This is a genomic window from Pseudomonas sp. NFACC39-1 (assembly GCF_900110355.1).
GTDB lineage: Bacteria > Pseudomonadota > Gammaproteobacteria > Pseudomonadales > Pseudomonadaceae > Aquipseudomonas > Aquipseudomonas tehranensis.
The window spans coordinates 757,727-776,940 of the sequence record NZ_FODL01000001.1; the positions used below are offsets into that span (position 1 = coordinate 757,727).

Annotated in this window: 13 protein-coding genes; 5 read left to right on the forward strand and 8 right to left on the reverse strand. The window is 61.4% G+C overall.

The window, feature by feature from the left end; genetic code table 11:
- The first annotated feature begins 104 nt into the window (after positions 1 to 104).
- Positions 105 to 2,477: a TonB-dependent siderophore receptor gene (locus BMY45_RS03370; RefSeq protein WP_092394503.1), complete on the forward strand. Its 2,373-nt coding sequence runs from the start codon at positions 105 to 107 to the stop codon at positions 2,475 to 2,477.
- Between the two features lie 99 nt (positions 2,478 to 2,576).
- On the opposite strand, the gene BMY45_RS03375 is transcribed toward BMY45_RS03370, so the two are convergent.
- On the reverse strand, positions 2,577 to 3,167 hold the full coding sequence (locus BMY45_RS03375; RefSeq protein WP_092394506.1) for a hypothetical protein: 591 nt from the start codon (positions 3,165 to 3,167) through the stop codon (positions 2,577 to 2,579).
- Between the two features lie 362 nt (positions 3,168 to 3,529).
- On the opposite strand from BMY45_RS03375, the gene katG reads away from it, so the two are divergent.
- Together katG and BMY45_RS03385 are read left to right on the forward strand one after the other, a co-directional pair.
- Entirely contained in the window at positions 3,530 to 5,794 is a 2,265-nt protein-coding gene (gene katG / locus BMY45_RS03380; RefSeq protein WP_092394509.1) for a catalase/peroxidase HPI, read from the forward strand.
- A gap of 367 nt (positions 5,795 to 6,161) precedes the next feature.
- Entirely contained in the window at positions 6,162 to 8,081 is a 1,920-nt protein-coding gene (locus tag BMY45_RS03385; protein WP_092394512.1) for a HAMP domain-containing methyl-accepting chemotaxis protein, read from the forward strand.
- 338 nt (positions 8,082 to 8,419) lie between these two features.
- On the opposite strand, the gene BMY45_RS03395 is transcribed toward BMY45_RS03385, so the two are convergent.
- The 4 genes from BMY45_RS03395 to BMY45_RS03410 all read right to left on the reverse strand — a co-directional run bounded on the left by BMY45_RS03395 (position 8,420) and on the right by BMY45_RS03410 (position 12,635).
- Positions 8,420 to 8,788 (reverse strand): glyoxalase superfamily protein, encoded by a 369-nt coding sequence (locus BMY45_RS03395; protein ID WP_092394519.1) that lies wholly within the window; start codon positions 8,786 to 8,788, stop codon positions 8,420 to 8,422.
- Positions 8,789 to 8,923: 135 nt separating this feature from the next.
- Positions 8,924 to 10,396, reverse strand: coding sequence for an N-acyl-D-amino-acid deacylase family protein (locus BMY45_RS03400; RefSeq protein ID WP_092394522.1), 1,473 nt, complete (start codon positions 10,394 to 10,396; stop codon positions 8,924 to 8,926).
- A gap of 1 nt (position 10,397) precedes the next feature.
- A complete protein-coding gene (locus BMY45_RS03405) occupies positions 10,398 to 11,258 on the reverse strand; it encodes a MurR/RpiR family transcriptional regulator (RefSeq protein ID WP_092394525.1) in 861 nt (286 codons plus the stop codon).
- A 27-nt stretch (positions 11,259 to 11,285) separates the two neighbouring features.
- The gene (locus BMY45_RS03410; RefSeq protein ID WP_092394528.1) at positions 11,286 to 12,635 is read right to left on the reverse strand and encodes a GntT/GntP/DsdX family permease; all 1,350 of its coding nucleotides are present in this window, start codon (positions 12,633 to 12,635) and stop codon (positions 11,286 to 11,288) included.
- A 415-nt stretch (positions 12,636 to 13,050) separates the two neighbouring features.
- Between BMY45_RS03410 and BMY45_RS03415 the strand changes: the two genes are divergently transcribed.
- Positions 13,051 to 14,496 carry a SulP family inorganic anion transporter gene (locus BMY45_RS03415; protein ID WP_092394531.1) on the forward strand — a complete coding sequence of 482 codons (1,446 nt, stop codon included), beginning with the start codon at positions 13,051 to 13,053 and terminating at the stop codon, positions 14,494 to 14,496.
- Positions 14,497 to 14,605: 109 nt separating this feature from the next.
- Positions 14,606 to 14,815 (forward strand): DUF2788 domain-containing protein, encoded by a 210-nt coding sequence (locus tag BMY45_RS03420; protein WP_047230243.1) that lies wholly within the window; start codon positions 14,606 to 14,608, stop codon positions 14,813 to 14,815.
- Here BMY45_RS03420 and BMY45_RS03425 read toward each other — a convergent pair.
- The 3 genes from BMY45_RS03425 to BMY45_RS03440 all read right to left on the reverse strand — a co-directional run bounded on the left by BMY45_RS03425 (position 14,810) and on the right by BMY45_RS03440 (position 19,140).
- Positions 14,810 to 15,376, reverse strand: a complete 567-nt coding sequence (locus tag BMY45_RS03425) for a pseudouridine synthase (RefSeq protein ID WP_171061311.1) — start codon at positions 15,374 to 15,376, stop codon at positions 14,810 to 14,812. The two genes, BMY45_RS03420 and BMY45_RS03425, sit on opposite strands and share 6 nt — an antisense overlap.
- Before the next feature lie 167 nt (positions 15,377 to 15,543).
- Positions 15,544 to 17,043 (reverse strand): AMP nucleosidase, encoded by a 1,500-nt coding sequence (amn, locus tag BMY45_RS03430; RefSeq protein WP_177193293.1) that lies wholly within the window; start codon positions 17,041 to 17,043, stop codon positions 15,544 to 15,546.
- Positions 17,044 to 17,490: 447 nt separating this feature from the next.
- Positions 17,491 to 19,140 (reverse strand): acyl-CoA dehydrogenase family protein, encoded by a 1,650-nt coding sequence (locus BMY45_RS03440; protein WP_092394540.1) that lies wholly within the window; start codon positions 19,138 to 19,140, stop codon positions 17,491 to 17,493.
- Positions 19,141 to 19,214 lie beyond the last annotated feature (74 nt).

A 19,214-nucleotide genomic window follows, 5' to 3' on the forward strand; every position in this document is an offset into this window, starting at 1 on the left:
CGCCAACACCAAATAAAAATGAGGTGATTTCTCATTCTCGTTCGGCATGTAAGAAAGGCTGAAATACAGGCCGATCTGCCGATCCCCTTTCTTGGAGCGAGTAAATGAGTTCGTCCCCGGTTCCACAGCGCCACCGACTGAATCGAGCCATACACGGTGCGATCTTTGGCGTCATTGTCAGCAGCTACGCGCTACCGTCTCTGGCGCAATCCTCGAGCGTTGATCAGGCCCATCAGGTTCACTCGTGGAACATTCCTGCCGGCCCATTGGCACCGGCGCTTGACCGCTTTGCGCGCGAGGCGGGCATCAGTCTTTCCTTCGATGCGTCAAGCGTAGCGAACCGCAATACCCAGGGCGTGAGCGGGACACTCGATACGCCCCAAGCTCTGTCGTCGTTGTTGCAGGGGAGCGACATCGCGATACAGCAGCAAGGCCCGAACGCTTACTTGCTGACGCCGCAAGCCAGGGCGGACGGCGAACTCGACACCTTTCGCCTCGCGCCCATCCTCGTCAACGCCAAGGCGAGGGTCGACGGTACCGAAGACGCCAACTCGGTGGTCGCCCAGGAACTCTGGGTCGGCGGTAAGGTGGCCACCAGCATCCTCAACACCCCCGCCTCGGTTTCCGTGGTGACCGACAAGGAAATGAAGCAACGCAGCGTGAGCACCACCGAAGAACTGCTGCAATACACGCCGGGGGTTCTTACCGACTATTACGGCACTGACGACCGCAACGATTACTTCCAGATCCGCGGCTTTCAGGCCACGACCTATCGGGACGGCCTGACCCTGGGGTCAATGCGCGGTGTGCGCGAGGAACCTTTTGCCTATGAGCGCGTTGAGGTGATACGCGGGGCCAACTCCACACTGTTCGGCCCGGCTGACCCGGGCGGTTCGGTGAACTTTGTCAGCAAGAAGCCACGCTTCGACAAGTTCGGCCAGGGCTACGTCACCTACGGTTCTTTCGACCATGTCGAAACCGGCATCGATGTCGGGGACTCGCTGAACGAAGAGCAAACCCTGGCCGGTCGCTTCACGGCAAAGATGCAAGACAGTGAACGCGAGTACGACCATTCACAGGACGACAACAAGTTCTTGATGGGCGGCCTGACCTGGGCCCCTACGGACTTCACCTCGGCCTCCGTAATCGTGGACTACCTGAAGACCCAAAGCTCGCCCAACAGCGGCGGTTACCCGCTGGACAAGGAATACGACCGCGACAAGTTCTACGGCGAGCCCAGCTACAATTTCCACGATGTCGAACGCACCAATATCAGCGGCACCTTCAGCCATGATTTCGACAATGGGTTCGTATTGCGCAGCAACCTGCGCTACAGCGAACTGAACGATGATTTCGGTTATGTGTTCCTCAGCGACTCCCCTACCCGCACCGGCACCACGATCCCCCGCTACATTTTTGGCACTGACAGCGAAGCCGAGCAACTGAACGGCAACTTGATGCTGCAATACGATGCCCGCTTCGAAAACATCGACAGCAGCACGTTGGTGGGCGTGGAGTATGGCGACTCTTCGACTGAGGAACGCTCCGTATACGCCACGACAGGATCCATCGACCTGGCCAACCCGGTGTTCACCGGTGTGCCAAGCGCAGTCGCGCCCTACAGCAACAACAAGCTCGATACCAAAACCAAGGCCGTGTTCCTGCAGCAGAACCTGTCCTTCTATGAGCGCTTTATCGTCACCGCCGGTGTGCGCAACGACTCGCTGGATCTGTCCAGTACCGACATCAACAACGTAAAAGAGTCGGATGATTTCTCGGAAACCTCCTATCGCGGCGCGCTGACCTATATCGTCAACGACGAAGTCTCCACCTACGTCAGCATGGTCGAGTCGGTCTCACCGCCAACGGTGGGCGTTGTCCCGAAGACGGGCACACAATATGAAGTGGGTGTGAAATATGCGCCCATCGGTATGGACGCGTTGTTCTCGGCAGCCGTCTACGACCTCACCCAGGAAAATGTCAGCATTGCCGTCGTACTGCCCAGTGGTGTCATCGAGCAGCAAACCGTTGGCGAATCACGTGTGCGCGGGCTGGACCTGGAAGCCAAGGCTGAGTTGACGCCCAACCTGAGCCTGGTCGGTGGCTACTCCTATATGGAGTCCGAAGTATTGCGCGGTACTTTGTACGACGGAAGTTCACTCAAGGGGAATGAGTTCGCCACGGCGCCCAAACACTCCGCTTCGCTGTGGAGCTATTACAACGTACCCAACACGGCTGTCAGCGTCGGCCTGGGTGCCCGGTATGTGGGTGCCTACTACTTCGACGCTGCCAACACCGGCACCAGCGATGGTACGACGCTCTTCGATGCGGCTTTCAACTACAACCTCTTCAAAGGCACTGACCTGGCGATCAACGTCAGCAACCTTCTGGATGAGCAACATGTGGTCGGTTCCGGTACCGCGAACTACTACAACCCGGGCCGCGAAATCACTGCAAAGCTGAGTTACAACTGGTAAGCCAGCCGTTCACGGCCTGATACCGGTCGACCCTCAAATGGCGTAAACCCCGTGGGAGCAAAACCTGCTCCCACGGGTGCGACGCTTGCCGCTTCTCGATCACGAATCAAGGCTTCTCACGCCATTGCCAAGCAAGCTGGGCGACTCTCCGGTGATCTCGCACAGCAGCGCCGTGACCACTTTGCCCTCGACCACGCCTTGCTCTTGCAGAAGCCCCGCCACAGCACAGACAGCAAACCAGTAACGATGCACAAGGCAACTGCAGCGGGCGATGGCCCGTGATTCGGCGTCGAGCAACATGCGTGGGGGCAGCAGGCAGATCAACTCGTGCCCCCGGTCCAGATCGCCACGGCCACTGGTGCTGATCATCCGGTCGGACCTGCCGTGTCGATAGACCGCTTCGGCCACAGGCCCGGCGAAGCAATGGAGCAGGTCGCGCTCAATTGAATCAACCATGGAGGGCAAATATTCAGCAATCCCCCGGGCGGCCAACGCCGGGCGCAGGACCAGATAATCGGCCTCCACCAACCCGTCGGCGTAGTGCGGGTTACCGAGCAGATCGATCATCGGTCCCGCATACGCTTCGTCCCTGGTGCGCACGGTGATGCGTTTTATCGGCAGACCGTTCCACCAAAAAGCCAGGGCGTGGCCGGCTTCGTGGATGGCCGTGCTGCGGGGGCGTTCGTTCATGGTCCGGTCCTCTCCCGTAACCAAGCGCTGGCCCTATCATCTGCCTCGACCGGCAAGCCGGGTAAAAGAATCTGCCTATTACCCATTAATACTGTGGCTATTAGCGATCTGCCACAGAAGAACTAGCCTTGATTCAGCGCTGGCGAAAGCTGGCCAGATCAGACCTGACAAGAGATACGAAAGCGTTCGAAACGTACTGGGCTTGCCGTGGGCCACGATGCGGGTAATCGACGTCGATTGCCGGAAGGCCGAACGATCAATGAGCGAACTGTGAGCCCTGCATCTACGTAGTGATTTTCACCTGTCGCTATAGCGCCCGGCCGGGCTCGATAGCTGGATGAACACGACCAAGGTAGCTCCTCATGGCAAACGAATCGAAATGCCCGTTCAATCATGCTGCCGGTGGTGGCACCACCAACCGTGATTGGTGGCCCAACCAACTGAATCTGAAAATCCTGCACCAGCACTCACCGCTGTCCGACCCCATGGGCGAGGATTTCAATTACGCCCAAGCGTTCAAAAGCCTGGATTTCCAGGCCCTGAAAAATGACCTGAATGCGCTGATGACCGACTCCCAGGACTGGTGGCCGGCGGACTTCGGGCACTACGGGCCGCTCTTTGTGCGCATGGCCTGGCACAGCGCCGGCACCTACCGCACCGGTGACGGGCGCGGTGGCGCGGGCTCCGGCCAGCAGCGTTTTGCGCCCCTCAACAGCTGGCCGGACAACGTCAGCCTCGACAAGGCGCGGCGGCTGCTATGGCCGATCAAACAGAAGTACGGTCGCAACATCTCCTGGGCCGACCTGATCGTGCTCACCGGCAACGTCGCGCTGGAATCCATGGGCTTCAAGACCTTCGGTTTTTCCGGCGGTCGTCCCGACGTCTGGGAGCCGGACGAAGACGTCTATTGGGGTTCCGAAAACAAATGGCTCGGCGGAGACACCCGCTACGGCAAACCGGATAAGGCCGCGATGCAAGATCCCGGCGACGGCCAACTGGTGGCCGAACCTGGCAATGAAGAAAGCCGTACCGACCTGGGGCGCAATCTGGAGAACCCGCTGGCCGCCGTGCAGATGGGCCTGATCTACGTCAACCCGGAAGGTCCCGAGGGGCAACCGGACCCGGTCGCCGCCGGGCTGGACATCCGCGAAACCTTTGGCCGCATGGCAATGAACGATGAAGAAACCGTGGCCCTGATCGCTGGCGGCCACGCCTTCGGCAAGACCCACGGTGCCGGGCCCGCGGACAATGTCGGTGCCGAGCCAGAAGCCGCCGGCCTGGAGCAACAGGGCCTGGGCTGGAAGAACGCATTTGGCACCGGCAAAGGCCCCGATACCATCACCAGTGGCCTGGAAGTGACGTGGACCACCACGCCCACCCGCTGGAGCAACAATTATCTGGAGAACCTGTTCGGTTTCGAGTGGGAGCTGACCAAGAGCCCGGCCGGTGCACACCAGTGGACACCGAAAAACGGTGCTGGCGCCGGCATCATCCCGGACGCCCACGACCCGTCCAAGCGCCGCAACCCAACGATGCTGACCACCGACCTGGCGCTGCGCTTCGACCCGATCTACGAAAAAATCTCCCGGCGTTTCCTGGAGAACCCGGACCAATTGGCCGACGCCTTCGCCCGCGCCTGGTTCAAGTTGATCCACCGCGACATGGGCCCACTCTCGCGCTACCTCGGCCCGGAACTGCCCAACGAAGAGTTGCTCTGGCAAGACCCCATCCCGGCGGTCGACCATGCACTGGTCAACGACAGTGACGTTGCGTCCCTCAAGGACAAACTGCTGGCCTCGGGGCTGTCGGTGCCACAGCTTGTGTCTACGGCGTGGGCGGCTGCGTCCAGCTTCCGAGGTTCCGACAAACGTGGCGGTGCCAACGGCGGACGGCTGCGCCTGGCCCCGCAAAAAGATTGGCCGGCCAACCAGCCGGAACAATTGGCGCAAGTGCTGGCGACTCTGGAAAAGGTCCGCAGCGAGTTCAACGGGGCCCAGGCCGGCGGCAAGAAAATCTCCCTGGCGGACCTGATCGTGCTGGCAGGCAGCGCCGGCATTGAACAGGCGGCGAAAAATGCCGGGCTCAGCGTGACGGTGCCGTTCTCGCCAGGGCGTATGGACGCCAGCCAGGAGCAGACCGACGTCGAGTCGTTCGGCTTTCTTGAACCCATCGCCGATGGTTTTCGCAACTACCTCAAGGGCAGATACCGCGTACCCGCCGAGGCACTGCTGATCGACAAGGCGCAACTGCTGACCCTCAGCGCCCCGGAAATGACCGCACTGATCGGCGGCCTGCGCGTGCTCGATATCAACGTCGGCCACACTCAACATGGGGTTTTCACCCAACGGCCTGGGGCGCTGACCAACGACTTCTTCGTCAACCTGCTCGACATGGGCGTGGAATGGAAACCGCTCTCAGACGACCAGCAGACGTTCGAAGCCCGTGACCGCAAGACCGGTCAAGTCAAATGGACCGGCACGCGGGTCGATCTGGTCTTCGGCTCCAACGCTCAACTGCGGGCCCTGGCCGAAGTCTATGCCAGCTCGGACGCGCAGGAGCAGTTCGTCAACGACTTCATCACGGCGTGGGTCAAGGTGATGAACCTGGATCGGTTTGATCTGAGGTGAGGCTGTCAGGTTCGCAGACAAGCCCTCAATCTGATCCAGGTTGAGGGCTTCGTTCTCTGCTCATTGCAACTCGTCCCCCATGAACTTTTCTTCACCCAACGCTTTGGTGGGATTGGGTAAAGTCCCCTCGCTCATTCAAGAAACTAAGGTTTTAGCCCGCCCTCCCGCGGGCTTTTTTTTGCCTGAAATTCAGGAAAACCCTGAGGCGCACAGCAAAATCTTCAGCAATGCCTGACACCCGGAAATAATCCTTTCAGATCCAGCGCCGGCAGCCGATACAGCCCTGTTACACGTTTTAGCTGGCTCAAAAACAACAATCTTCCAGCGTACCGACAATCAAGCAGCACAACGTTCCTGGAGGAATTTGATGAATAGCTGGTTTGGCAATATTAGCGTCAACATGAAACTGGGCCTGGGCTTTGGCCTGGTGCTGGTACTGACCTGCATCCTGGCACTGACCAGTTGGACCAGCCTGGGAGGGCTGATCGACCGCAGCAACTGGATGAGCGACATCACCAAGCTCAATGCCGGCCTGACCAAGCTTCGGGTCGTGCGCTTGCAATACATGCTGACCAACGGCGACGAGACCGCCGCACAGAATGTGCAAACCACCCTCGATGGTTTCGTCGCGCAACAGAACGCGCTGCTCAGCAGCTTCAAGAGCCCGGAAAACGTCAAGCTGCTCAAGGAGCAGAGCGCGACCATCAGCGCCTATCAAGTGTCCCTGAACAAAATGCGCAACGCCTACCGCACCGGGAACACCGCCCGCGATGCGATGACAGCCAACGCCGGGGTCGCCTATCAACTGATCGAGACGCTCAACACCGACGTGCAGCAAACGCCCTTGAGCGACCAGCGCTTCGAACAATACCAGGCCATCACCGAGGCCAAGCAGACGTTCATGTTGGCCCGCTATGAAGTGCGCGGTTACACCGCCAACAGCAACCCCGAAAACGAACGCAAGGCCGTCGCCCAACTGGACGCCGCCCTCGCTTCGCTCCAACCGCTGAATGCGTATTTCGCCAGCACCCGGCAAGGTGAGCTGCGTCAGCTGGAAGCTGCCCTGACTCAATACCGCAGCTCCGTCCAGGCTTTCACCCTGGCCATTGCCGAGGCGGCGCAGGCCCGCAAGGAAATGACCGACCAGGGCACGACCATCGTCTCCCTGAGCGAACAGCTGTATCAGATCCAGCTCGACCGTCGCGATGCCGAAAGCGCCCAGGCCCGCACCCTGCAACTGGTCAGCACTTTGTTGGCATTGCTGGTAGGCATCATTGCGGCCGTGGTCATCACTCGCCAGATCACCCGACCACTGCGCGAAACCCTGGCCGTGGTCGAACGCATTGCCGGTGGCGACCTGTCGCACACCCCGATTGTCACCCGTCGTGATGAGCTGGGCGTGCTGCAACAGGGCATTGCGCGCATGGGCGTGACCCTGCGCGACTTGATCAGCGGCATCCGTGATGGCGTGACCCAGATCGCCAGCGCCGCCGAACAATTGTCCGCAGTGACCGAGCAGACCAGCGCCGGAGTCAACAGCCAGAAAGTCGAGACCGATCAGGTGGCGACCGCCATGCACGAGATGACCGCCACGGTGCAGGAAGTTGCCCGCAACGCCGAAGAAGCGTCCCAGGCAGCCGCCGCCGCAGACGGTGAAGCCCGTGCCGGCGACCAGGTGGTCAACGAGGCCATCGCCCAGATCGAACGCCTGGCCAGTGAAGTGGAGCGCTCCACCGACGCCATGACTGTGCTGCAACAGGAAAGCGACAAGATCGGCAGTGTCATGGACGTGATCAAGGCCGTGGCCGAACAAACCAATCTGCTGGCCCTGAACGCGGCGATCGAAGCGGCGCGCGCCGGTGAAGCCGGTCGTGGCTTTGCAGTGGTTGCCGACGAAGTCCGTGGCCTGGCCCAGCGCACGCAAAAGTCCACCGAGGAGATCGAAGGCCTGGTGGCCGGCCTGCAGAACGGCACCCAGCAAGTGGCCGCCGTGATGAACAACAGCCGCAGCCTCACCGACAGCAGCGTGGCCCTGACCCGCAAAGCCGGCGTATCACTGGAAAACATCACCCGCACGGTGTCGAACATCCAGTCGATGAACCAGCAGATCGCCGCAGCCGCTGAAGAGCAAAGCGCCGTGGCCGAGGAAATCAGCCGCAGCATCATCAACGTGCGCGACGTGTCCGAACAGACCGCCGCCGCCAGCGAAGAAACCGCCGCGTCCAGTGTTGAACTGGCCCGCTTGGGTAATCAGTTGCAGATGATGGTGAGTCACTTCCGGGTTTGATGAAGTGCATCCGCCGGCCTCCTTTAGGTGGCCGGCGGACAGCTCAAGCTTGAGCAGCAGAGTCCTGTCACCGTTTATCGAATCGGCAAATCCAGCTCAACCCCACCAATGTCCCGGAACCGTTCTTGGATCCGTGTACCCAATCCTGAAGCGCTATCAATTACGCCCGAATTTTCGGTCACAACTGACTGAGTGTCCGCTTTGGAGCGCTCCACGTCGGTCTTAGCATTGTCCAAGCGCTCTCGAGAGTCTGGATGATGAGTCATGCGTACGATCTCCTACTCTGTCGGTTTGAACGAACGAGACTAACATGACGTTTTATCACCCAGCCCTACCTGTTACACACTGATCGCATTGGTAAACACCAACCGATTCCCAAACGGATCTACCACCGTCATGTCCTGGCTGCCCCACGGCATGGCCTGAATCTGAGGGCGGGCGAAGGGGTATTGCTTGGCCAGCAGTTGCGCCTGGAAAGCTTCCAGTTCATCGGTTTCTATCCGCAGCGCCGAGCCGGGTGTGCAGTCGCCATGGTGCTCGGACAAGTGCAACACGCAATCGCCACGGGACACTTGCAGATACAGCGGAAAATCGTCACCGAAGCGATGTTGCCAGTCGAGGGTAAACCCCAGGAAGTCGACATAAAACGCCAATGCCTTGGTTTCATCGAAGATCCGCAGGATCGGGGTGGTTTTACCGAAGCTCATGGGTAACTCCCTGGCTGAAAAGACCCAGTTTAGATGGGTTGAACCCATTGCTTCGGCTTTGGCGGCGGCTTCTTTAATATCGCAATGCCACCACTGAGAGGACGATCACGGATAACTGCAATTGGTTTGCACCTCTCAAGCCTCGCGTGACGAACTGAATCCGAGGCTTAAATCCCCTTCTCGTGCCAGAAACCGTCCTTGCCTGCGCCCGTTCGCCTGGCCCTCGCTGTAGCTCACGACGCCATTGACCCAGACCCCATCGATGCCTTCGGCGGCCCGTTGTGGTTCGTTGAAATCGGCGACGTCCCTGATGGTATGAGGATTGAACAACACCAGATCCGCCCAATGCCCCTCACGAACTTCACCACGGTCCTTCAGGCCGAAGCGCGCCGCCGACAGACCGGTCATTTTGTGCACGGCGGTGTGCAACGGAAAAAGCCCCACGTCACGACTGAAATGCCCCAGTACCCGCGGGAAAGCACCCCACAGGCGCGGATGCGGAAACGGATCCTCCGGCAAACCGTCGGAGCCGACCATGGACAACGGGTGGGCGAGGATTCGTCGTACATCGCCTTCGTCCATGCCGTAGTACACCGCGCCGGCCGGTTGCAGGCGGCGCGCTGCATCCAGCAGTGATACGTCCCATTCGACGGCGATGTCAGCCAGGTCGCGCCCGCCCATGTGCGGATGAGGCGTCGACCAGGTGATGGTGATGCGATGGGCATCGGTCACCTGCTTGAGATCCAGGGTCGAGGAGCTGGCCGCATAGGGATAGCAGTCACAACCGACCGGATGGGTTTTCGCCGCGTTCTCCAACGCCGCGAGCACCTGCGGACTGCGCCCCCAATTACCGGCCCCCGCACATTTGAGGTGGGAAATAATCACCGGGCTCCGGGCGTGACGGCCGATCTGGAAGGCCTCGTCCATGGCCTCGAGCACCGGTTCGAACTCGCTGCGCAGATGAGTGGTGTAGACCGCACCGAATGCGCTCAGCTCTTGGGTCAGTTGCATCACCTCGTCGGTGGAGGCCGAAAAGGCGTTGGCGTAGGCCAGGCCGGTGGATAACCCCAGTGCACCGGCCTCCAGACTTTCGCGCAGTTGCTGACGCATGGCGGCGATTTCTCCCACGCTGGCTGTGCGCAACAAATCGTCCATGTGGTTGCTGCGCAGTGCCGTGTGCCCCACCAGCGCCGCCACGTTCACCGCCGGCGTGGCCGCCTCCACCGCCGAACGATAATCATCGAAACGCGGATAGGTGAACGCTTGGGCCGTGCCGAGCAAGTTCATCGGGTCCGGCGGCTCACCTCGCAGGCTCACCGGCGAAGCGCTGATGCCGCAATTGCCGACGATCACCGTGGTCACGCCCTGGCTGAGCTTGGGCAGCATCTGCGGCTGACGAATGACCACCGTGTCGTCGTGGGTGTGCACATCGATGAACCCTGGCGCCAGCACACGGCCGGCGGCGTCTATTTCTTCAAGCGCCCGGGTATCGCTCAAGTCGCCGATGCGCTCGATGCGACCGGCGCGGATCGCCACGTCGGCGCTGTAACCGGGGGTGTTGCTGCCATCGATGACCAGTGCGTTGCGGATAAGCGTGTCGTACAGCATCTCAGTCTCCCAGCGGCAAGTGATCGTCGCCGCCGCGGTAATCATCCAGGGCGAGTTTGACTCGCCGCAGGCGTTCTTGATTGTCTTCAGGGTGGGCCAGCGCCAACTCGGTGGCGAGTACATCGATGGCCAGCAGCATGCCGTAGCGCGCCGCCGTGGGCTTATAAATGAACGAGGTCTCGGCGCCTTGCAGGGGCAACACCACATCGGCCAGTCGGGCCAACGGTGAGTCGGCGCGGGTGATGGCCAGGATTGCCGCACCATAACTGCGCGCCAGTTCAACCGCGCCGAGCAGTTCCGGGGTGATGCCGGTGAGTGAACAGGCGATGACCAAATGCTCCTGGCTCAATGAGGTGGCGGTGATGCGCATCATCACCGGATCCCGGCAGGCGGCAATCGAGTAGCCGAAACGCACCAGCCGGACCTGCAATTCCTCGCCGCACAGCGCCGACCAACCGCCGAGCCCGAACGCATGAATCATCCGCGCCTTGCCGAGCATCCGCACGGCGTCGCCGAACCGAGACTCTTCGAATGCCGACAGGTGCTGACGCAGGGTCGTCTCGATATCGCCGACGATCTGCCCATAAAACGCCGATTGCTCGGGCGCGCCGGCGGGGTCGAGAAACCGGCTGCCGACGCCACTGGCCTGGGCCAGTTGCAGGCGCAAGTCCCGCAGGTCGCGACAGCCAACGGTACGGGCAAACCGTGACAGCGTGGCGCTGCTCACTTCGGCGCGCTGGGCCAGTTCATCCAGACTGGCCGAGGCGGCGAATCCTACGTCGTCGAGCATCAGCCGGGCGATTCTTCCTTCGCCGGCGCTGAAGGAATCCTGACGGGAGCGAATCTGGTAAAGGATGTCCATGACGGCACCTGTGTGGGAGCGCTGCGATTAAAGCAAGCGCGCAAGTCCTAGAGTCAGGCCGAACGCAACCAGGGAGATCAGCGTTTCGAGTACGGTCCAGGTCTTGAAAGTTTGAGTGACGGTCATATTGAAGTATTCCTTGATCAGCCAGAAGCCGCCGTCGTTGACGTGGGAAAAAATCACCGAGCCGGCTCCGGTGGCCAGTACCAACAGCTCGGGATGGGGATAGCCCAGACCGATCGCCACAGGCGCGACGATGCCCGACGCCGTGGTCATCGCCACCGTGGCCGAGCCGGTGGCGACACGCATCAGGGCGGCGAACAGCCAGCCCATGACCAATGGCGATAGTTGAAATTCCTCGGCCAGGCCGACGATTTGTTGAGTAACCCCGGCGTCCACCAGAATCCGGTTCAAACCACCGCCAGCGCCCACCAGCAACGTAATGCTGGCCGTCGGCGCCAGGCATTCGTTGGTGAACTTGAGGATCGATTCACGGTTGAAACCCTGGGCCAGGCCCAGCGTCCAGAAGCTGAGAAGGGTCGCCAGCAGCAAGGCAATCACCGAGTTGCCGATGAACAGCAGGAACTGATTGAAGCCACTGCCCGGCTCGGAGATCAGGTTGGCCCAACCGCCGATCAACATCAGCATCACCGGCAGCAGGATGGTCCCCAGGGTTATCCCGAAACCCGGCAGATTGGCCCGGGGCTCGCGGTCGAGGAATTGTCGCTCCAGCGGGTTATCGTCCGGCAGTTGGATGCGCGGCACGATGAACTTGGCGTACACGGGCCCGGCGATGATCGCGGTAGGGATACCGATCAGGATCGCGTACAGCAAGGTTTGCCCCACCGAGGCCTGGAACGCCTGCACCGCCAGCATGGCCGCCGGGTGCGGCGGCACCAGGGCATGCACCACCGAGAGCCCGGCGACCATCGGCAACCCCACCATCAGGATCGACACGCCGACGCGCCGGGCAATGGTGAACGCGATGGGCACCAGCAGCACGAAACCGACTTCGAAAAACAACGGCAACCCCACCAGGAAGGCAATGCACACCATGGCCCAATGGGCGTTACGCTCGCCGAAGCGCTCGATCAGCGTTTGCGCCATGCGCTCGGCCCCGCCGGACTCGGCCATCATCTTGCCGAGCATCGTGCCCAAGGCCACCACCAGCGCGATGTGCCCCAGGGTCTTGCCCACGCCTGCCTCGTACGCCCCAACCACACTGGACGGCGGCATCCCGGCCAGCAGCGCCAGGCCAATGGACACCAGGGTAATGACAATGAACGGATTAAGCCGGTATCGGGCGATCAAGACGATCAGTGCAATGATGGCGATGGCCGCGTAGACCAACAGCCAATAACCGAATGCAGGGGCCATGCGCTACTCCTCGAATGGGGTCACGACGTTGTGTTTGTGAAACTCATAAATCATTTCGAGGAATAATCTTCAAACACGCTGAAAGTAATTTTCGTACACAGACAAGAAATGTCGCTGACGGACATCGCGATGCAGCCGCTATGAAAATCCCGCGCTGGACTTTCATGCACAACCATTCTCTTGTGGCGAGGGGATTTATCCCCGCTGGGTTGCGCAGCAGCCCCAAACCAGGCAACTCGGTGTGCCAGCAAGATTGGGCCTAATGCCTTAGGACTACGATGCAGCCCAACGGGGATAAATCCCCTCACCACAGACGGCTGGCCGCATCGGGCTCAATTCCGTACCATCCCCACCTTGTTTTTTTGCACCAAGCCCACGGCAGCCGATGTTCAAGCGCTGCGCAGTCAGGAAAATCATGAAACCAGCACGTCTTCGCGCCGACGCCCTCGCCGGCCTCACCACTTCTTTTGCCTTGCTGCCCGAATGCATCGCGTTCGCCCTGGTGGCCCATCTCAACCCGTTGATGGGGTTGTATGGCGCGTTCATCATTTGCACGCTGACCGCGCTGTTTGGCGGGCGGCCCGGCATGGTGTCTGGCGCGGCGGGATCGATGGCCGTGGTGATTGTCGCGCTGGTGGTGCAACACGGCGTGCAATACCTGCTGGCCACTGTGCTGCTGGGCGGGTTGATCATGATGGCGTTCGGGCTGTTACGGCTGGGCAAACTGGTGCGCATGGTGCCGCACCCGGTGATGCTCGGTTTCGTCAACGGTCTGGCGATCATCATCGCGCTGGCGCAACTGGAACACTTCAAGAGTGGCGAGAGCTGGCTCAGCGGCGGCCCGTTGTACCTGATGATCGGCCTGGTGGCGCTGACCATGGCCATCGTCTACCTGTTGCCGCGCCTGACCCGCAGTGTTCCGCCGGCCCTGGTGGCGATCCTGGGGGTGGGTCTTGCGGTCTACTTCTTCGGCCTGCCGACCCGCACCCTGGGTGACATGGCGCATATCGCCGGCGGCCTGCCGGCCTTTGTCTGGCCGGACATTCCCTGGAACCTGGATACGTTGCGGATCATCGCGCCCTATGCGGTGGTGATGGCGATGGTCGGCCTGCTGGAAACCCTGCTGACCCTGAACCTGACCGACGAAATCACCGAGAGCCGCGGCTACCCGGACCGCGAGTGCGTGGCGTTGGGTGCGGCCAACATGGCCTCTGGCCTGTTCGGCGGCATGGGCGGTTGCGCGATGATCGGCCAGACCGTGATCAACCTGAGTTCGGGCGGCCGCGGCCGGTTATCCGGCGTGATTGCCGGGGTGATGGTGCTGCTGTTCGTGTTGTTTCTGTCGCCGTTGATCGAACGCATCCCGTTGGCCGCGCTGGTCGGCGTGATGTTCGTGGTGTCCCAGCAGACCTTTGCCTGGGCCTCGCTGCGGGTGATCAACAAAGTGCCGGTCAATGATGTGTTGGTGATCATCGCGGTGACGACCATCACGGTGTTCACCGATCTGGCGACCGCGGTGCTGTGCGGCATTATCATTGCGGCGCTCAACTTTGCCTGGCAACAGGCCCGGGAACTGTACGCCGACACGCATCTGGAGGCGGACGGCAGCAAGCTCTATCGCCTGCACGGCACCCTGTTCTTCGCCTCGACCACGCCGTTTCTCAACCAGTTCGACCCGGCCAACGATCCGGCCCTGGTGACCCTGGACTGCCGCCACTTGAGCTTTGTCGACTATTCGGCCATCGCGGCGCTCAAGACCCTGCGTGAACGCTATAGCAAGGCCGGCAAGCACCTGCGGGTGTTTCACTTGTCCGAACGCTGCAAACAGATGCTCAAGCGGGCGGGCGTCCACCACGACTGAAAAGACTGACGAATAGCTGCGACACACCGTCGCAGCCCAATCCATCGCCCTCTTCCCATGCCGTATACTCGCCCCGCCTTTTCAACCTCGCCCACGCCGGAGTGTTTCGATGGATCCTGTGGTTTTCGAAGAGTGGATGATGACCGGCCTTGTCAGCATCCTGATCATTTTCATGGGTTTTATCGTCTGGGATCTGGCGAAGAAGTCCAAGGCCGGGCGTTTCGGCTCGTTCATCCTGTTCTTCGTGCTGGGACTGGGCGTGGCGGCATTCGTCATCAAGAGCGTGGTGATCGGCCTGATCGAGACCGGCACCTTATAAACGCGCCGGCACTTCCTTCCACTGGCCCTGATCCAGCCCTTCGAGCGTCCAGTCGCCGATCCTGACCCGCACCAGGCGCAATGTCGGCAAGCCCACCGCGGCGGTCATGCGCCGTACCTGACGGTTGCGCCCTTCGCGAATCACCAGTTCCAGCCAGCTGGTCGGCACGCTTTTACGAAAGCGCACCGGCGGGTTGCGCGGCCATAGTTGCGGTTCGTCCAGTTGCCGCGCTTGTGCGGGCAAGGTCATGCCGTCGTTCAACTCCACGCCATCGCACAGACGCTGCAATTGCTCGGCACTGGGCTCGCCTTCTACTTGCACCCAATAGGTCTTGGCCAGTTTGTGCCGGGGGTCGGCGATGCGGGCCTGCAGTTGCCCGTCGTTGGTGAGTAGCAGCAACCCTTCGCTGTCGCGATCCAGCCGCCCGGCGGGATAAATGCCGGGCACGTCGATAAAGTCCTTGAGCGTCGCCCGCCCCTGATCGTCACTGAACTGCGTCAGCACATCGAAAGGTTTGTTGAACAGGATCAGTCGCGGCTCGGCCGGCGGGGCCTTGGCCACACGGCGCGGGGCGGATGCGGGAGGTTTCGCGCCAGGACGGCGGGAAGCGGGACGGGGCGGACGGGGCGGACGGGGCATGGCAAACACAACATCTAACGGTCTGGGCCGACCATGCTAGTGGCCCGACCGTTAAATAACCACTGCCCCATCAACAGGACATCAGTCGATCAGCGGAACGGCGGCTCGTCGAAGCTGCGCAACTTGCGCGAGTGCAGCGAGTTGAGTTCGGTGCGCAACAGGTCCAGCGCTGCGATGCCGATCTTCAGGTGCTGGTTGACCGCCCGTTCGTAGAACGCGTTGGCCGAACCCGGCAATTTGATTTCACTGTGCAGCGGTTTGTCCGAGACACAAAGCAATGTGCCGTATGGCACCCGCAAGCGGTACCCCTGAGCGGCGATGGTGCCGCTTTCCATGTCCACCGCCACGGCGCGGGACAGGTTGATCAACGGACGCTCCTGGGCCCAGCGCAATTCCCAGTTGCGGTCGTCGTAGGTCAGCACAGTGCCGGTGCGCAGGCGCTTCTTCAGCTCGTCGCCCTTTTCACCGGTGACATTGGCGGCCGCTTGTTGCAAAGCCATCTGCACTTCAGCCAGGGCCGGGATCGGAATATTCGGCGGCACGACCCGGTCGAGGATGCCATCGCGACGCATGTAAGCGTGGGCCAGCACGTAGTCGCCGATGGTCTGGGACTGCCGCAGCCCACCGCAGTGACCGATCATCAGCCAGCAGTGAGGTCGCAGCACGGCCAGGTGGTCGGTGATGTTCTTAGCGTTGGACGGTCCGACGCCGATGTTCACCAGGGTCACGCCATGGCCGTCGTTGGCCTGCAGGTGATAGGCCGGCATCTGATAGCGGTGCCAGACCACGCCTGCGGCGATCGCCGAGGCTTCACCGTGGTCCATGCCCTTTTCGATGATCACGTTGCCCGGCAGGACCATGCGCACAAAACGCGGGTCGCTGCGCAGTTGTTCCAGGCCATGAACGATGAACTGGTCAACATAACGGTGATAGTTGGTCAGCAGGATCCAGGGCTGCACATGGCGCCAGTCGCTGCCGGTGTAATGCACCAGCCGGCGCAGGGAAAAGTCCACGCGCGCGGCGTCGAACAGGGCCAAGGGCAGCGGGTCGGTGTTTTCCCAGTCGTAGAGGCCGTCGGCAATGCCATCGGTGGCGGCCGACAGGTCGGTACTGGGAAACACCCGCGCCAGCACAGCGGCGGTCACGCCGGAGCCGGCCAGTTCATCACCCTGCTCCACCACGTACGGATACGGGATGTTCTGCTCGCTGACACCCACTTCCACGGTGACGGTAAAGTCGTGCATCAGCGGGACCAACTGCTCCAGCAGGTACTTACGGAACGCAGCCGGATGGGTGACGGTGACACTGTAGGTGCCCGGCAACTGGACCTTGGCGTAGGCGCGGGTGGTTTGCGGGACTTCGCCGTGGCAGTGATAGGTCAGGCGCAGGGCGGGATAGCGAAACAATGCCCGCTGTTCGGCATCCGGCTCGATGCGGTCCTTGAGGTACCGCTTGAGCGCCTGGTTCAGCGCAGTGGTCGCACGCTCGTGCAGGGCCGCCAGACGATCCACGGCTTGTTCGGCGGTTTGAACGACAATAAACGCTTCGGTCACGATCAGCTTCCTGTGTTCTGACTTGCAGGCCTTCATCTTGCCTGCAACGTCGCCTGACGGGAACAGTGGCGTATTGGGCGCGGTCGATCATTCACAGCAGATCCCCTGTGGGAGCGGGCTTGCTCGCGAAATCGGTGTATCAGTCACCCGTGATGTTGGATGTGTCTACGCCTTCGCGAGCAAGCCCGCTCCCACCCTTGATCACCACCAGCCGCAGATTCTTCATTCGTTGCAAATCCCCTGTGGGAGCGGGCTTGCTCGCGAAATCGGTGTATCAGTCACCCGTGATGTTGGATGTGCCTACGCCTTCGCGAGCAAGCCCGCTCCCACCCTTGATCACCACCAGCCGCAGATTCTTCATTCGTCGCAAATCCCCTGTGGGAGCGGGCTTGCTCGCGAAAGCGGTGTATCAGTCAGCAAAGATGTTGAATGTGCCGACGCCTTCGCGAGCAAGCCCGCTCCCACAGGGGTTTCTTAGTCTTCTTAGAAACCCTGGGGCGTGGAGCGCGCCACGATGGCCTCGACATTCAGGCCTCGGGGCAAGGCGCCGTAGGCCCCGCCAGCCGAACCCAGGCGGCTGGCGATGAAGGCATCGCTGACGTCGCTGTTGCCCGCTTCCAGCAGCAGCTTGGCTTGCAGGCCGATGGCGATCTCTTCAGTCAATTGCCGGGCGCGGTACTGGATGTCAGCGGTATCCTTGAACGCCGCCTGCAACCGATCGATGTGGGCAGCCAGGCGTTTGTCGCCGTGGCCGTCACCCAACTCGGTGAACAGCACTTCAAGCACGCCCGGTTCCTTGGACAGGGCCCGCAACACATCCAGGCACTGCACATTACCGGAACCTTCCCAGGTCGAGTTCACCGGTGCTTCGCGGTACAGGCGCGGCAGGATGCTGTCTTCGACGTAACCGGCACCGCCCATGCATTCGGCGGCTTCGTTGATCATCGCGGGGGCGCGTTTGCAGATCCAGTATTTGCCCACCGCCGTCACCAGCCGCGCGAACTTGGCCTCGTGTTCGTCACTCAAGTGATCCAGCGCCCGCCCCATGCGCAGGCTCAAGGCCAGGGCGGCTTCGCTTTCCAGCGCCAGGTCGGCCAGCACGTTTTGCATCAGTGGCTGTTCGTTCAACAACTTGCCACCGACCTTGCGGTGCGCGCAGTGATGGCTGGCCTGGGTCAGAGCCTGACGCATCAGAGCACTGGAACCGACCATGCAATCGAAACGGGTCATGGCGACCATCTCGATGATCGTCGGCACGCCCCGCCCTTCTTCACCGACCATCCAGGCCAGCGCACCACGGAATTCGACTTCGCTGGAGGCGTTGGAACAATTGCCCAGCTTGTTCTTAAGCCGCTGGATATAGAACTGATTACGCGTATCGTCCGGGCGATGGCGCGGCAGCAGGAAACAGCTCAAGCCCTTGTCGGTCTGGGCCAGGGTCAGAAAGGCATCGCACATCGGCGCCGAGCAGAACCACTTGTGGCCCACCAGTTCATAGGCCTGCCCCGGACCGCTGGCGCCCACCGGATATGCCTTGGTGGTGTTGGCCCGCACGTCGGTGCCGCCCTGCTTTTCAGTCATCGCCATGCCGAGGGTGACTCCGGCCTTGTGGGCCATGCCAACGTTTCGCGAGTCGTACTCGGTGGCGAGCGCTTTGGGCACCCAGAGCTCGGCCAGGTCCGGTTGCAAGCGTAACGCCGGGATGCTGGCGAAGGTCATGGTCAGCGGACAACCGGTGCCGGCTTCAGCCTGGCTGTGCAGATAGGTCATCGAGGCTCGGGCGACGTGGGCGCCGGGTTGCGGGTGGGCCCATGGCAGGCTGGGCAGGCCATGCTCGACGGCGGTGCGCATCAACTGGTGATAAGCGGGATGGAATTCCACCAGATCGATGCGATGACCGTAGCGATCGTGGCTGGAAAAAACCGGCTTGTTCTGATTGGCCAGAAACCCCGCTTCCATCAGCGGCCCGCCGGCCAGCGCCCCATACGCGTCGATCCGCCCTTGCGCCCAACCCGCACCGAAACGCTGCGACCACTGTTGCAGCGGCAGGTCGATGCGATAGAGGTTGGCGCCATCCAGGGACGGTGGCTGATTGGTGACCTCGTGGGTTTCGGCGAACTGGTGCAGGTTCATGACAGGGCTCCTTGGTCGGCCAGCAGAGGTTCAGTTAAGCACTGCCCCAAGGCCGAACAAAGTGTCATACCCGC